Annotated in this window: 13 protein-coding genes and 2 pseudogenes; 9 read left to right on the top strand and 6 right to left on the bottom strand. The window is 60.5% G+C overall.

Going from position 1 to position 14,084, the window contains the following annotated elements:
* Window positions 1-179 precede the first annotated feature (179 nt).
* On the top strand, window positions 180-1,625 hold the full coding sequence (locus tag ACZ445_RS25480; RefSeq protein WP_310863669.1) for a SulP family inorganic anion transporter: 1,446 nt from the start codon (window positions 180-182) through the stop codon (window positions 1,623-1,625).
* A 4-nt stretch (window positions 1,626-1,629) separates the two neighbouring features.
* Here the strand turns inward: ACZ445_RS25480 and ACZ445_RS25475 are convergent, their stop codons facing one another.
* Complete coding sequence (locus ACZ445_RS25475) at window positions 1,630-2,010, bottom strand: lysozyme inhibitor LprI family protein (protein WP_058425710.1); 381 nt, start codon at window positions 2,008-2,010, stop codon at window positions 1,630-1,632.
* A 248-nt stretch (window positions 2,011-2,258) separates the two neighbouring features.
* Here ACZ445_RS25475 and ACZ445_RS25470 point away from each other — a divergent pair, with 248 nt between their 5' ends.
* From ACZ445_RS25470 to ACZ445_RS25455, 4 genes are read left to right on the top strand one after another with little or no spacing between them, the layout of a single operon-like run.
* Window positions 2,259-3,608 carry a GntT/GntP/DsdX family permease gene (locus ACZ445_RS25470; protein WP_122304849.1) on the top strand — a complete coding sequence of 450 codons (1,350 nt, stop codon included), beginning with the start codon at window positions 2,259-2,261 and terminating at the stop codon, window positions 3,606-3,608.
* A 12-nt stretch (window positions 3,609-3,620) separates the two neighbouring features.
* A complete protein-coding gene (locus ACZ445_RS25465) occupies window positions 3,621-4,481 on the top strand; it encodes a MurR/RpiR family transcriptional regulator (protein ID WP_058425712.1) in 861 nt (286 codons plus the stop codon).
* Window position 4,482: 1 nt separating this feature from the next.
* Window positions 4,483-5,946: an N-acyl-D-amino-acid deacylase family protein gene (locus ACZ445_RS25460; RefSeq protein WP_464707715.1), complete on the top strand. Its 1,464-nt coding sequence runs from the start codon at window positions 4,483-4,485 to the stop codon at window positions 5,944-5,946.
* Window positions 5,947-5,975: 29 nt separating this feature from the next.
* The gene (locus ACZ445_RS25455) at window positions 5,976-6,344 is read left to right on the top strand and encodes a glyoxalase superfamily protein (RefSeq protein ID WP_058425714.1); all 369 of its coding nucleotides are present in this window, start codon (window positions 5,976-5,978) and stop codon (window positions 6,342-6,344) included.
* A 641-nt stretch (window positions 6,345-6,985) separates the two neighbouring features.
* Here the strand turns inward: ACZ445_RS25455 and ACZ445_RS25450 are convergent.
* Together ACZ445_RS25450 and ACZ445_RS25445 are read right to left on the bottom strand one after the other, a co-directional pair.
* Window positions 6,986-7,579: pseudogene (locus tag ACZ445_RS25450) on the bottom strand (methyl-accepting chemotaxis protein); the annotation flags it as partial.
* 261 nt (window positions 7,580-7,840) lie between these two features.
* Window positions 7,841-8,905, bottom strand: a pseudogene (locus ACZ445_RS25445) (methyl-accepting chemotaxis protein); the annotation flags it as partial.
* A 268-nt stretch (window positions 8,906-9,173) separates the two neighbouring features.
* On the opposite strand from ACZ445_RS25445, the gene ACZ445_RS25440 reads away from it, so the two are divergent.
* Window positions 9,174-9,791 carry an FKBP-type peptidyl-prolyl cis-trans isomerase gene (locus ACZ445_RS25440; protein ID WP_003176055.1) on the top strand — a complete coding sequence of 206 codons (618 nt, stop codon included), beginning with the start codon at window positions 9,174-9,176 and terminating at the stop codon, window positions 9,789-9,791.
* A 60-nt stretch (window positions 9,792-9,851) separates the two neighbouring features.
* On the opposite strand, the gene ACZ445_RS25435 is transcribed toward ACZ445_RS25440, so the two are convergent.
* The 3 genes from ACZ445_RS25435 to ACZ445_RS25425 all read right to left on the bottom strand — a co-directional run bounded on the left by ACZ445_RS25435 (window position 9,852) and on the right by ACZ445_RS25425 (window position 11,776).
* On the bottom strand, window positions 9,852-10,109 hold the full coding sequence (locus ACZ445_RS25435) for a PA4570 family protein (protein WP_056858344.1): 258 nt from the start codon (window positions 10,107-10,109) through the stop codon (window positions 9,852-9,854).
* A 161-nt stretch (window positions 10,110-10,270) separates the two neighbouring features.
* Window positions 10,271-10,612 carry a zinc ribbon domain-containing protein YjdM gene (locus ACZ445_RS25430; protein ID WP_179029463.1) on the bottom strand — a complete coding sequence of 114 codons (342 nt, stop codon included), beginning with the start codon at window positions 10,610-10,612 and terminating at the stop codon, window positions 10,271-10,273.
* A 195-nt stretch (window positions 10,613-10,807) separates the two neighbouring features.
* The gene (locus ACZ445_RS25425; RefSeq protein WP_058425717.1) at window positions 10,808-11,776 is read right to left on the bottom strand and encodes a polyprenyl synthetase family protein; all 969 of its coding nucleotides are present in this window, start codon (window positions 11,774-11,776) and stop codon (window positions 10,808-10,810) included.
* A gap of 239 nt (window positions 11,777-12,015) precedes the next feature.
* Between ACZ445_RS25425 and rplU the strand changes: the two genes are divergently transcribed.
* From rplU to cgtA, 3 genes are all read left to right on the top strand, one after another.
* Complete coding sequence (gene rplU / locus ACZ445_RS25420; protein ID WP_007950961.1) at window positions 12,016-12,330, top strand: 50S ribosomal protein L21; 315 nt, start codon at window positions 12,016-12,018, stop codon at window positions 12,328-12,330.
* Window positions 12,331-12,364: 34 nt separating this feature from the next.
* Complete coding sequence (rpmA, locus tag ACZ445_RS25415; protein ID WP_003176049.1) at window positions 12,365-12,622, top strand: 50S ribosomal protein L27; 258 nt, start codon at window positions 12,365-12,367, stop codon at window positions 12,620-12,622.
* A gap of 193 nt (window positions 12,623-12,815) precedes the next feature.
* Window positions 12,816-14,039 (top strand): Obg family GTPase CgtA, encoded by a 1,224-nt coding sequence (gene cgtA / locus ACZ445_RS25410; RefSeq protein WP_010206489.1) that lies wholly within the window; start codon window positions 12,816-12,818, stop codon window positions 14,037-14,039.
* The last annotated feature ends 45 nt before the right edge of the window (window positions 14,040-14,084 follow it).

Raw genomic sequence — 14,084 nt, 5'->3', positions numbered from 1 at the left:
TGTTGCTATCGGGGGCAAGCCCCCTCCCACAGTTGACCGAGTTCCAACTATGGAGTGCAGTCTAGTGTGGGAGGGGGCTTGCCCCCGATTGGCACGACTCGGTCTTCGAGACTAGCTCCATCTCCCTCAATTCCGTACCATTCCCCGCCTTAACCCCATCGCACTACCCATGGTACTTCATGAACCTCACCCGTCTGCGCGCCGATGCCCTGGCCGGCCTCACCACGTCTTTTGCGCTGCTGCCCGAATGCATCGCCTTTGCCCTGGTGGCTCACCTCAACCCGCTGATGGGGCTCTACGGCGCTTTCATCATCTGCACCCTCACCGCGTTGTTCGGCGGTCGGCCCGGCATGGTGTCCGGTGCGGCCGGCTCGATGGCGGTGGTGATCGTCGCGCTGGTGGTGCAACACGGTATGGAGTATCTGCTGGCGACGGTATTGCTGGGCGGCTTGATCATGGTCGCCTTCGGCCTGCTGCGCCTGGGCAAGCTGGTGCGCATGGTGCCGCACCCGGTGATGCTGGGCTTCGTCAACGGCCTGGCGATCATCATTGCCCTGGCACAGTTGGAGCATTTCAAAAGCGGTGAAACCTGGCTCAGCGGCACGCCGCTGTACGTGATGACCGGCCTGGTGCTGGTGACCATGGCCATCGTCTACCTGCTGCCGCGCATCACCCGCGCCGTGCCGCCTGCGTTGGTGGCGATCCTCGGCGTGGGGCTGGCGGTGTACCTGCTCGGCCTGCCCACCCGCACCCTTGGCGACATGGCCCATATCGCGGGCGGCCTGCCGACTTTCGCGCTGCCGCAGATACCGTGGACCCTGGACACTCTCGGCATCATCGCGCCGTACGCGTTCCTGATGGCGATGGTCGGCCTGCTGGAAACCCTGCTGACGCTGAACCTCACCGACGAAATCACCGAGACCCGTGGCTACCCCGACCGTGAAAGCGTGGCCCTCGGCGCGGCCAACATGGTCTCCGGCCTGTTCGGCGGCATGGGCGGCTGCGCGATGATCGGGCAGACCGTGATCAACCTCAGCTCCGGTGGGCGCGGGCGTTTGTCGGGGGTGTTTGCCGGGGTGATGATCCTGTTGTTCATCCTGTTCCTGTCGCCGTTCATCGAGCGCATTCCGCTGGCGGCGCTGGTGGGCGTGATGTTCGTGGTGTCCCAGCAGACCTTCGCCTGGGCCTCGCTGCGGGTGATCAACAAGGTGCCGTTCAATGACGTGCTGGTGATTCTTGCAGTGACGGTGATCACGGTGTTCACCGATCTGGCTACCGCCGTGCTGTGCGGGATCGTGATTGCGGCGTTGAATTTCGCTTGGCAGCAAGCGCGGGAGCTGTATGCCGATGAGCATCTGGAGGCCGATGGCAGCAAGCTCTATCGCCTGCATGGCACGTTGTTCTTCGCCTCGACCACGCCGTTTTTGAACCAGTTCGACCCGGCCAACGACCCGGCCCAGGTGACGCTGGATTGCCGTCACCTGAGCTTTGTCGACTACTCGGCGATTGCCGCGTTGATGACCTTGCGCGAGCGCTACAGCAAGGCCGGCAAGCACCTGCGTGTGCTGCATCTGTCGGAGCGTTGCAAGAAGCTGCTCAAGCGCGCCAGGGTTCACCACGACTGACTGACTACGGCCCGACCAGGTCCTCGAGTTCCTGCGCGCGGGTCTGGGTCATGTCCAGCACGCAGCCGGAACCGTTGACCCGGTCGATGCTGCCGCCGGTGGCGGAACCGGCGAAGGCGCAATTGGCGTCACGGTATTTTATCCACAGGCGCTGCACGTCTTGCAGTTGCTGCTTGCGCGGGCCTTCCTGGGCGGCGAGGGCGGTCTTGTAGGCGCGGTTCAGGCGTGCGTCCTGCACCTTGGCTTCGTTGGCGTTGCACGTAACCATGTCGGCGGTGGTGTTGGCGCTGTCCATGCACTTCTTCAGCGCTGGGTTGTCGGCGGCCGACGCGGTGCCGCACAGGGCAAGGACCAGGGCGCTGGCGGCAAAGGAGGTGCGAATCATGGTCGTTTTTCCTGGGCATGAGTGGAGGCGCATTTTATGACTCGATGACGGCGTTTGAGTTTCCGGCATCCTCTGATCTTCATGTAAGAACACCCCTCGAATTTTCATTCACGCCTGTCGGGCATATCCCAACGCGACAGCGCTTACCTGTGGGCGAAAGTTACTTTCATAAAAATTGAAAATACTCCTCGGTAATGATTTATGAATTTCACAACCAATTCGACGTGACCCTTTCCGAGGAGTACCGCATGGCCGCATCACCGGGCTTCGGGCTGTTGGCATACGCTGCCATCGCCATCATTGCTTTGATCGTGCTGATTGCACGTTACCGACTCAACCCGTTTATCGTCATCACCCTGGTGTCCATCGGCCTGGCGCTGATGGCCGGGATGCCGGCGGACACCATCATGGGTTCCTACGAGGCGGGTGTCGGCAAAACCTTGGGGCACATCGCCCTGGTGGTGGCGTTGGGCACCATGCTCGGCAAGATGATGGCCGAGTCCGGCGGTGCCGAGCAGGTGGCGCGCACGCTGATCAACCGGTTTGGCGAGCGTAACGCGCATTGGGCGATGGTGTGCATCGCGTTCCTGGTGGGGCTGCCGCTGTTTTTCGAGGTGGGGTTTGTGTTGCTGGTGCCGATCGCCTTTACCGTGGCGCGCAGGGTCGGCGTGTCGATCCTGATGGTCGGTTTGCCGATGGTCGCCGGTCTGTCGGTGGTGCATGCCCTGGTGCCGCCGCATCCGGCGGCGATGATGGCGGTGCTGGCGTATAACGCGTCGGTGGGGCAGACCGTGCTGTATGCGATTTTGATCGGTATTCCTACGGCAATTATCGCCGGCCCGGTCTACGCCAAGTTCATCGTGCCGCGTATTCATCTGCCGGCGGAAAACCCGTTGGAACGCCAATTCATCGAGCGTGAACCACGTACCCGTCTGCCGAGCTTTACCCTGACCATGGGTACGATCCTGTTGCCGGTGGTGCTGATGATGATCGGCGGCTGGGCCAACGTGATCTCTACGCCGGGCACCGGTTTTAACCAGTTCCTGCTGTTTATCGGCAACTCGGTGATTGCGCTGCTGGTGGCGACGTTGGTGAGCTTCTGGACCTTGGGGATTGCACAGGGCTTCAACCGTGAGTCGATCCTCAAGTTTACCAATGAATGCCTGGCGCCGACCGCGAGCATCACCTTGCTGGTGGGCGCGGGCGGCGGGTTGAATCGCATCCTGGTGGACGCCGGTGTCACTAACGAAATTCTCGGCCTGGCCCATGCCTTTCACCTGTCGCCGTTAGTGATGGGTTGGCTGTTCGCCGCGCTGATGCGAATTGCCACGGGCTCGGCCACCGTCGCCATGACCACCGCATCCGGTGTTGTAGCGCCGGTCGCCCTGGGCCTGGGTTATCCACACCCTGAACTACTGGTGCTGGCCACCGGTGCGGGTTCGGTGATCTTTTCTCATGTCAACGACGGCGGCTTCTGGCTGATCAAGGAATACTTCAATATGACGGTGATCCAGACCTTCAAGACCTGGACCGTGTTGGAGACTTTGATTTCAGTGGTCGCCTTCGGTCTGACTTATGGTCTGTCCTGTATTTTGTAACCCGGAGAGCCCATGGACATCCTCTACCAGATCCGCGCTCGCCAGGACGCCTTCAGCGCCGGCGAAGGGCGTATCGCCAAGCTGATGCTGGATGACGTGGGATTTGCCGCGTCGGCCAGCCTGGAGGAGTTGTCGCAACGGGCCGAGGTCAGTACGGCCACGTTGTCACGGTTTGCGCGCAGCGTGGGGTGTCGGGACTTGCGTGACCTGCGCCTGCAACTGGCCCAGGCCAGCGGCGTCGGCAGTCGCTTCCTCGACCCGGCGGGGTTGCCGGAACAGTCGGCGTTTCATCGGCAGATCCTGGGGGATATCGAGGCGACGTTGCGTCAGCACTTGTCGGGCTTCAACCAGGCCAGTTTTGTCGATGCGGTCAGCCTGCTGGGCAAGGCGCGGATGATCCATGCGTTCGGCATGGGCGGCCCGTCGAGCCTGTGCAGCGATGAGTTGCAGGTGCGCCTGGTGCGCCTGGGCTATCCGATTGCGGCCTGCCATGACCCGGTGATGATGCGGGTTACGGCGGCGACGCTGGGGCCTGAGCATGCGCTGATTGTGTGTTCCTTGACCGGCCTCACCCCCGAACTGCTGGACGTGGTGGAGCTGGCGCGCAATTACGACGCGCGCATCGTCGCTATCACCCTGGCCGACTCGCCATTGGCCCAATTGGCCGATGTGCTGCTGCCGCTGCAGCCGGCCGAAACCAGTTTTATCTACAAGCCCACCGCCGCCCGCTACGGCATGCTGCTGGCCATCGACCTGCTTGCCACCGAGTTGGCCCTGGCCTCGCCGGACGACAACCAGGAACGCCTGCGCCGGATCAAGCTGGCCCTGGACGATTATCGCGGCGGCCCTGACAGCCTGCCGCTTGGAGACTGATATGAAGTACGACACGTTGATTCGCCAGGCATTGATCATCGATGGCAGCAACACTCCAGGCTATGTGGCCGATGTGGGGCTGCGCGCCGGACGTATCGAGGCGATTGGTGATTTGTCGAGCGCATCGGGCGCGCATGAGGTTGACGCTCAGGGGCGTGTGCTGGCGCCGGGCTTTATCGACGTGCACACCCACGATGACACGGTGGTGATCCGCCACCCGCAGATGCTGCCCAAGCTCAGCCAGGGCGTGACCACGGTGATCGTCGGCAATTGTGGCATCAGTGCGTCGCCGGTGACGTTGCGCAGTGATCCGCCCGACCCGATGAACCTGCTGGGCAGCGCTGCGGCGTTTGTCTATCCGCGTTTCAGCGACTATCGAGCGGCGGTCGAAAAGGCTCATCCGGCGGTCAACGTCGCCGCGCTGATTGGTCACACGGCACTGCGCAGCAATCATATGGAAGACCTGCATCGTACTGCTTCGGCGGATGAAATCGGTGCCATGCGCGTGCAGTTGCGAGCGAGCCTCGAAGCCGGTGCCCTGGGGTTATCCACAGGCCTGGCCTATGCCAGCGCGTTCAATGCCGAGACGGATGAGGTGCTGCAACTCAGTGAGGAGTTGACGGTCTTTGGCGCGGTGTACACCACCCATTTGCGCAGCGAATTCGAACCGGTGCTGGAGGCGATGGATGAGGCGTTTTTGATCGGTCGGCATGCCCAGGCCCCGGTGATCATTTCCCACCTCAAATGTGCCGGCGCCGGTAATTGGGGGCGTAGTCCGCAGCTGTTGGCGTCGCTGGAGCAGGCGGCGAAAACCCACCCGGTGGGTTGTGATTGTTATCCCTATGCCGCGAGTTCTTCGACCCTGGATCTCAAGCAGGTGACTGATGCGTTTCGGATCACCATCACCTGGTCGACGCCGCATCCGGAAGTAGGCGGGCGGGATCTGCAGGACATCGCTGCTGAGTGGGATGTTTCGCTGATGGATGCAGCGCGTCGCCTGCAACCGGCAGGGGCGGTGTATTACGGGATGGATGAGGCGGACGTACGGCGGATTCTCGCGCATCCGTTGTCGATGGTGGGGTCGGATGGGTTGCCAGAGGACCCGTTCCCGCATCCGCGTTTGTGGGGTGCGTTTCCACGGGTGCTGGGGCATTTCAGCCGGGATGTCGGGTTGTTCCCGCTGCACACCGCCGTGCACAAGATGACTGGCTTGTCAGCGGCGCGATTTGGCCTAGCCGAGCGTGGTGAAATCCGCGAAGGGCACTGGGCCGACCTGGTAATGTTTGACCCGTTGCGCGTGCGCGATGTGGCTGACTTCAAGCAACCGCAGCGGGCGGCGGAGGGCATTGATGGGGTGTGGGTCAACGGCGTGTTGAGCTACAGCGATGGACAGGCGAACTGTCGGCGGTTGGGGCGTTTCCTGGCGCGAAGTGGGGATTTGCGTCGGGGATTTTCGTCTCTATAGTGGGCGCTCTTATAAACGGAGCGATTGCCATGCACTTAGGAAAAGTCACCCCCATCCTGCGGATTTTCGACGAGGCCAAGGCGCTGGAATTCTACGTCGACTTTTTGGGGTTCAAGGTGGATTGGCAGCATCGTTTCGAGGCGAATTTTCCGTTGTACCTGCAGGTATCGCTGGGTGAATGCGTGTTGCATTTGACTGAGCACCATGGCGATGCGTCGCCGGGCGCGGCGGTGCGGATTCAGGCCCAAGGGGTGGACGCGTACCAGCAGCAGTTGGTTGGCAAGGATTACCGGTATGCCAAGCCAGGGGTCGAGGAAACGCCCTGGGGCTCGCGGGAGATGAGCATCAAGGACCCGTTTGGGAATCGGCTGGTGTTTGTTGAGGAAGGTGAGGGCTGAGGGGCAAATCGCGGGCAATAAAAAACCGCCTTGGTAGGGCGGTTTTTTTTTGCAAACCCAGTTAGTGGCTGGGGTTGGTCTCTCAAAGGACGCAATCGACTCGCAGGCCGATACTACCTCCGGTCATTCCAACACGCAAGGCCGAGCGATGCTCATCAAAGAACGCTTTCGCGCATTTTTCTGACCTGATTCAACTGCAAAAGCTTGTAATGAATCTCGCGAGAGACACTGGATATTTAACCACTGGCTGACACACCTTCAGCGAGGATGTTCGTTAGAATTTTCCCCGTTCTGCGTTTGTCGCTTTTGGAGTGAGCCGGGTATGCGCGCGAATTCTGGACCGACTGCCACGGGCTAGTAATCCGTGCCGGATTGATGCGGAAGGACCATCAGCCCGGCCACCTCAAAAGGCGCAATCGACTCGCGTCCGAAGGCCCACGTGTTCCGGTAAGTGTGCTGGAGGTAAGGCCCAACTTACGGAGGGCCGAGTATGTCTAGGTTTGCACGACGTACGTGGAACCTCGTAGTGAACTGCCTGCGTGCTTATCACGTTTGGAAGTTCCTGCGGGACAGCTTCGATGACCGTTAAGGTCTGAGAAGTGGAGCCGCCTCGGCTTTGGCCGAGGCGGCTTTTTGGTTGCTTAAACCCGGAAATGACTGACCATCTGCTGCAACTGGCTGCCCAGCCGCGCCAGCTCCACACTGGACTTGGCCGTCTCGTCACTCGCCGTAGCGGTCTGCTCCGACACGTCACGCACGTTCACGATGCTGCGGCTGATCTCTTCAGCCACTGCGCTTTGCTGCTCGGCGGCGGCGGCGATCTGCTGGTTCATCGACTGGATATTCGACACCGTACGGGTGATGTTCTCCAGCGACACACCCGCCTTGCGCGTCAGCTCGACACTGCTGTCGGTGAGGCTGCGGCTGTTGTTCATCACGTTGGCCACTTGCTGGGTGCCGTTCTGCAAACCGGCGACCAGGCCTTCGATTTCCTCGGTGGACTTCTGCGTGCGCTGGGCCAGGCCACGCACTTCGTCGGCCACCACGGCAAACCCACGCCCGGCTTCACCGGCACGCGCCGCTTCGATCGCCGCGTTGAGGGCCAGCAGGTTGGTCTGTTCGGCCACGGCCTTGATCACGTCCATCACGCTGCCGATCTTGTTGCTCTCTTGTTGCAGATGGGTCATGGCGTCGGTGGAACGCGCCACCTCAGCGGCCAGACGCTCGATCTGGGCGATGGCTTCGGCCACCACTTTATCGCCTGCGCGGGCCTGGCCATCGGCATCGGCAGCGGCCAGGGAGGCTTGCTCGGCGTTACGCGCGACTTCCTGCACGGTGGCGGTCATTTCGTGCATCGCCGTGGCGACCTGGTCGGTCTCGATTTTCTGGCTGTTCACGCCGGCGCTGGTCTGCTCGGTGACGGCCGACAGTTCTTCGGCGGCGCTGGCGATCTGGGTCACGCCGTCGCGGATGCCGCTGATCAATTCGCGCAAGGTGGTGCCCATGCGCTGGATGCCTTGTTGCAGCACGCCCAGCTCATCGCGGCGGGTGATCTGGATGTTGTGGCTCAGGTCACCGGAAGCGATGCGCTCCACCACGGCCAGGGTTTCCTGGATCGGGCGGGTGATCTGGCGGGTGATCACCAAGGCAGCAATGATGCCGACCAGCAGGGCCAGCAAGGTGCTGATCAATTGCAGGCTGCGGGCCTGGGCGCTTTCGGCGTCGCGGCGATCCAACTGGATGTCGTACAGCTTGTCGCTGATCGTCACGATATCGGCGCCCTGGGTGGTCATTTCGGCGCGGGCGGTGACGATGTTGGCGTTGGCGGCTTTGTAGTTCTGCACGGCCGTGCGATAGGCGCCCAGGGCAGTTTCCAGCGCGGTCAGTGCGTTCTGCTGGCTGCTACCGAAGACGGCGCTGAGGTCTTTCAAACCCGCGATGGCTTTTTCAATCTGTGCGGCGGCACGGGCTTCGGTGTCCGGGTTGACGTTGCCGGTGTACCCGCGAACTTCGTAGCGCGCCAATTGGAATTGCATCTTGGCGTCGGCCACGGCCTGGAACTGGGCCAGATGCTCCGCGCTGTCAGGCATTTGCTTGACGCTGTTCTCCAGCGCATTGATCTGCGCATTGGCGATGTCGGCTTTGTCGCCCATCACCTGGCGAGAGGCGTTGCCGTTACGGTAGGCCTCACGCATTTTATTTAGCGACTGCTGGTAAGCGGTGATGATCGCTTTCTGCTCGTTGAGCAGCTTGACGTTCTCCGGGCTCTTGAAGCTGTCCAGCAGTTTCTGTTGCTGGGCAGCGAAGGCATCCAGGTTGGTCTGTACGTTCTGGGCCACGGCCTCGTCGCCGTTGGCGAGCATGTATTGCAGGCGCACGATGCGCAGCTTGGTCAGCGACGCGTTGAGCTGGGTGATGTCGCTCATCCAGTTGCTACGGTCGATCAGGCTGCCCAGGCTGGTCCAGCCAGTGAGGGCGAGGATCGAGGTGAGGACCAGCACCAGGCCGAAGCCCAGGCCGAGTTTGAGGTTGACGCTGATGTTACCGAACCAGCTGTTCATCGAATGCTCCGCAAAGGTGATGTCTGTCTGCTGGGCGGTGTTGTTGTTTGAGCCAGCCAAGATGTGTAGCGCTGTATCGGCGGGTGAGTGGGAATCTGAAACTTTTTATTTGTGAATAGATGGGCGCCCCCCGTGAGTAACCGACCAGCGGAGGCTCGCCGGCGTGAGGCGCCGGGCTCATCGTGCGCGCCGGTTTTGTGCTAGTCTGCGGGCCCTTTTAGTTTTGGATGACACGGGAAACTGTGTCGCCCTACAGCGGAGCCTCTTCATGTCCGAAGTTAATCTGTCCACCGACGAAACCCGCGTCAGCTACGGTATCGGCCGTCAGTTGGGCGACCAACTGCGCGACAATCCGCCACCTGGCGTAAGCCTGGACGCAATCCTGGCCGGCCTGACCGACGCTTTCGCCGGCAAGCCAAGCCGTGTTGACCAGGAACAAATGGCTGCCAGCTTCAAGGTGATCCGTGAAATCATGCAGGCCGAAGCGGCTGCAAAGGCTGAAGCTGCGGCTGGCGCAGGCCTGGCATTCCTGGCTGAAAACGCCAAGCGTGATGGCATCACCACCCTGGCCTCCGGCCTGCAGTTCGAAGTGCTGACCGCCGGCGATGGCGCCAAGCCAACCCGTGAAGACCAAGTGCGTACTCACTACCACGGCACCCTGATCGACGGCACTGTGTTCGACAGCTCCTACGAGCGCGGCCAGCCTGCAGAATTCCCGGTTGGCGGCGTGATCGCCGGCTGGACCGAAGCCCTGCAACTGATGAATGCTGGCAGCAAATGGCGTCTGTACGTGCCGAGTGAACTGGCTTACGGCGCTCAAGGCGTTGGCAGCATTCCGCCGCACAGCGTGCTGGTGTTCGACGTCGAGTTGCTCGACGTTCTGTAAGGCCTGCTGATTACCTGTGGGGGCGAGCCTGCTCGTCCCCACAGTGTTTTGCGGGTGTGTTCATGGATGGAACTTGCCATTGAGCTCCGTCGCCGGGCGCAACGCTCGGGCATAGCAGAACAGAAACAGATTACGCACCACCTCCTTCAGCACCCCAGGTTCACTCGAACTCAGGCCATTCACGTCCAGGTCGCCCTGGTCCTGCAGTTCACTCAGCGCTTCTTCTTCCAGTACCGCACAGACTTCACCGGTTTCCCGATGCAGGATCCGCAGATAAGGGTGTGGGCGGTCCAGCCAGGCATCTATCAAATAAGTCATGGGTCGCATCTCCTTGATGAGTTTCAATGAGAATAATTCTTATTCGTGAAATAGCAAGTGCCTATTGGTGATTTCCGGGTTTTTCTGTGTGGATATTGCGAGAGGTCAACGCAGAGGGCGAAACGCCATCCCGCGGCGGGCGCGGGATGGATGCAGCGGATTCAGACTTTACGCACGAACTCAGACTTGAGCTTCATCGGGCCGATACCCTCGATCTTGCAATCGATATCGTGGTCGCCATCGCACAGGCGGATGTTCTTGACCTTGGTACCGACCTTGACCACCAGGGAGGTGCCCTTGACCTTGAGGTCCTTGATCACGGTGATGGTGTCGCCGTCCTGCAGGACGTTGCCCACAGAGTCTTTCTTCACGGCTTCATCGCCGGCCGCTTCGGCCTCGCCAGTGGCGGACCACTCATGGGCGCATTCCGGGCAGATCAGCTGGGCGCCGTCTTCGTAGGTGTATTCGGAATTGCATTTCGGGCAGGGTGGCAACGTGCTCACTAAAGCTCCTTGAAAGTCAGGATGGCTAAAAGTCGCACATTATATAGGGATTTGTGGTCTTACAGGTTGTATGAAATCTAAATGTGGGAGGGGGCTTGCCCCCGATGCCGGTGTGCCAGTCTATACAGGGGCTGGCTCACTACCGTTATCGGGGGCAAGCCCCCTCTCACATTGGTCGGTGTTTGCAGGTCTGACTTAGTGAGTACGCGCGACCGCAAACTCACTCAGCTCAACCAGAGCGTCCCGGTATTCGCTGGCTGGCAAGGCCTCCAGGCACTGGATGGCACGCGCCACGAAATCACGCGCCAGTTGCGCGGTGTAGTCCAGGGAACCCGACGCTTCGACAGCGGCGCGGATGGCTTCCAGATCTTCGATCCCACCTTTCTGGATCGCCTTGCGCACCAGGGCGGCCTGTTCCGGCGTGCCTTCGCGCATGGTGTAGATCAGCGGCAGGGTAGGCTTGCCTTCGGCCAGGTCGTCACCGACGTTCTTGCCCAGGGTTTCGGCATCGCCACGGTAGTCGAGCAGGTCGTCCACCAGTTGGAACGCCACGCCCAGGTGATCGCCAAAGGTGCGCAGGGCTTCGGCCTGTTCGGCGGTAGCGTTGCACAAGGCTGCGGCGCTGTGAGTGGAGGCTTCGAAGAGCATCGCGGTCTTGCCGCGGATCACTTCCATGTAGGTTTCTTCGGTGGTGCTGGCGTCGCGGACCTTCGACAGTTGCAACACTTCGCCTTCGGCGATGATGCGGGTGGCCTGTGAAAGAATCTTCATCACCGGCATCGAGCCGAGTTCAACCATCATTTCGAACGAGCGCGAGTAAAGGAAATCGCCTACCAGTACGCTGGGGGCGTTGCCCCACATGGCATTGGCGGTCTCGCGGCCACGGCGCATCCCGGACATGTCGACCACGTCGTCATGCAGCAAGGTGGCGGTGTGCAGGAATTCGATGGTGGCTGCCAGCAGGCGCAGGTCATCGCCTTCACGGCCCAGGGCCTTGCCGCACAGCAACACTAATAAAGGACGCAGGCGCTTACCGCCCGCCGACGTAATATAGTCGCCAATTTTGGAGACCAGCGGCACTTTAGAAGTCAGCTGCTTCTTGATGATGCCGTCGACGGCGCTAAAATCGTCCGCGACCGCGCGGTAGAAAGCTTGGGGTTGCATCAGCGACAGTCGCTCCAGAAGGGTTGCGCGGCATGCTAGGACCCAGGCCCCCGGGTGTCAAGGCGCGATGGACGGCCTCTTGCAACGCATCAAAGCCTTGCGTACAATCGCGCACCCTGAACTTCCTGGGCAGCACCTGCCTTACGCAATTGCATTCGGGACGTCCATCCCATGCAGCCATGCCAGCCAATACCTCTTCTTATAAAGCGCTGGGTGAGCAGGATTATCGGAGAAATACCATGTCGTACGCAGTAATTGTTACTGGTGGCAAGCAATACAAAGTCGCCCCAGGTGAATACCTGAAGATCGAAAAACTGGAAGTCGCTACCGGCGAATCCGTTACTTTTGATCGCGTTCTGTTGGTCGCCAATGGCGATGACGTGAACATCGGCGCTCCAGTTGTTGCTGGCGCTACCGTTGTGGCTGAAGTGATCTCCCAAGGTCGTCACGATAAAGTCCGCATCATCAAGTTCCGTCGTCGTAAGCACCACATGAAGCGTATGGGCCACCGCCAGTGGTACACCGAGATCAAAATCACCGGTATTCAGGCTTAATTTCAGCCTAATTCCTCACTAGGAGAATTGACTCATGGCACACAAAAAAGCTGGTGGTAGTACCCGTAACGGTCGCGACTCAGAAGCCAAACGCCTTGGCGTTAAGATGTATGGCGGCCAGAAAATCATTCCGGGCAACATCATCGTGCGTCAGCGCGGCACCCAATTCCACGCCGGTTACGGTGTTGGCATGGGTAAAGATCACACCCTCTTCGCGAAAATCGAAGGCGTGATCAAGTTTGAAGTAAAAGGCGCGTTCAACCGCCGTTACGTGAGCGTTGTCGCAGCTTAATTGCGAGATCGCTGGAAAAGCCCTGTCTTGCGACGGGGCTTTTTCGTTTGTGGGGTGAGTCTCTTGCAAAGCTGTTTGTAATGGGCTCAGGCGCTGGTTTTGCGGTCGCTGATTGAGGTCGCTGCGCTCATTTTTGCAAGAGTCTTATGTCTTGGTTTCTTAAGCTCGTCCATGCGACGAGAGGCGTTTTGTTATGAAGTTCGTTGATGAAGTTTCCATCCGAGTAAAAGCAGGCGACGGCGGTAACGGTTGCATGAGTTTCCGTCGCGAAAAATTCATCGAAAACGGTGGCCCCAACGGCGGTGACGGCGGTGACGGCGGTTCCATCTACATGATGGCCGACGAAAACCTCAACACCCTGGTCGACTACCGTTACACCCGGCACTTCGATGCCGAGCGTGGCTCCAACGGCGGCAGCACCGACTGCACCGGTAAAAAAGGTGAAGACCTGGTACTGCGCGTACCGGTCGGCACCACGATCATCGACTCCGCGACCCAGGAAGTGATTGGCGACCTGACCAAGGCCGGCCAGAAGCTGATGGTGGTGCAGGGCGGCTGGCACGGTCTGGGTAACACCCGATTCAAGTCCAGTACCAACCGTGCGCCACGCCAGACCACGCCAGGCAAGCCGGGCGAGCAGCGTGACCTCAAGCTGGAAATGAAAGTACTCGCCGACGTGGGCCTGCTGGGCCTGCCAAACGCTGGTAAAAGTACCTTCATCCGCTCGGTGTCGGCCGCCAAGCCAAAAGTTGCCGACTACCCGTTCACCACCCTGGTGCCAAACCTGGGCGTGGTCAGCGTCGACCGTTGGAAAAGCTTCGTGATCGCCGACATTCCCGGCCTGATCGAAGGTGCTTCCGATGGTGCAGGCCTGGGGATTCGCTTCCTCAAGCACTTGTCGCGTACCCGTTTGCTGCTGCACCTCGTGGACATGGCGCCGCTGGATGACACCAGTGCACCGGATGCCGCCGAAGTGATCGTCAGCGAACTGACCAAGTTCAGCCCGTCCCTGGCTGAGCGTGATCGTTGGCTGGTGCTGAACAAGTGCGACCAGATCCTCGAAGAAGAACACGAAGAGCGCGTCAAGGAAATCGTCGACCGCCTGGAATGGGAAGGCCCGGTCTACGTGATCTCGGCCATTGCCAAAGAAGGCACCGAGCGCCTGACCCGCGACATCATGCGCTACCTCGAAGACCGTGCCGACCGCCTGGCGGCTGACCCGGTGTTCAAGGCCGAGCTGGCCGAACTCGACCAGCGCATCGAAGACGAAGCCCGCGCTCAACTGCAGGCCCTGGATGACCAGCGCGCCCTGCGCCGTAGCGGCGTGAAGTCGGTCCATGACATCGGTGACGACGATTGGGACGAAGAAGACGTGGATGATGAAGACGGTCCTGAAATCATTTACGTGCGCGACTGATTCGTTGCGATAAACTTGAACGCCGCTCCTTATAGGGCGGCGTTT

It is taken from the genome of Pseudomonas allii (assembly GCF_055380095.1).
The sequence above is the reverse complement of the archived record's forward strand: the minus strand, read 5'-3'. Positions and strand labels throughout refer to the sequence as shown.

Coding starts and splice junctions, on each gene's coding strand:
- ACZ445_RS25480 (WP_310863669.1), top strand. CDS start 180: ATGAACCTCACCCGTCTGCGCGCCGATGCCCTGGCCGGCCTCACCACG.
- ACZ445_RS25475 (WP_058425710.1), bottom strand. CDS start 2,010: ATGATTCGCACCTCCTTTGCCGCCAGCGCCCTGGTCCTTGCCCTGTGC.
- ACZ445_RS25470 (WP_122304849.1), top strand. CDS start 2,259: ATGGCCGCATCACCGGGCTTCGGGCTGTTGGCATACGCTGCCATCGCC.
- ACZ445_RS25465 (WP_058425712.1), top strand. CDS start 3,621: ATGGACATCCTCTACCAGATCCGCGCTCGCCAGGACGCCTTCAGCGCC.
- ACZ445_RS25460 (WP_464707715.1), top strand. CDS start 4,483: ATGAAGTACGACACGTTGATTCGCCAGGCATTGATCATCGATGGCAGC.
- ACZ445_RS25455 (WP_058425714.1), top strand. CDS start 5,976: ATGCACTTAGGAAAAGTCACCCCCATCCTGCGGATTTTCGACGAGGCC.
- ACZ445_RS25440 (WP_003176055.1), top strand. CDS start 9,174: ATGTCCGAAGTTAATCTGTCCACCGACGAAACCCGCGTCAGCTACGGT.
- ACZ445_RS25435 (WP_056858344.1), bottom strand. CDS start 10,109: ATGACTTATTTGATAGATGCCTGGCTGGACCGCCCACACCCTTATCTG.
- ACZ445_RS25425 (WP_058425717.1), bottom strand. CDS start 11,776: ATGCAACCCCAAGCTTTCTACCGCGCGGTCGCGGACGATTTTAGCGCC.
- rplU (WP_007950961.1), top strand. CDS start 12,016: ATGTCGTACGCAGTAATTGTTACTGGTGGCAAGCAATACAAAGTCGCC.
- rpmA (WP_003176049.1), top strand. CDS start 12,365: ATGGCACACAAAAAAGCTGGTGGTAGTACCCGTAACGGTCGCGACTCA.
- cgtA (WP_010206489.1), top strand. CDS start 12,816: ATGAAGTTCGTTGATGAAGTTTCCATCCGAGTAAAAGCAGGCGACGGC.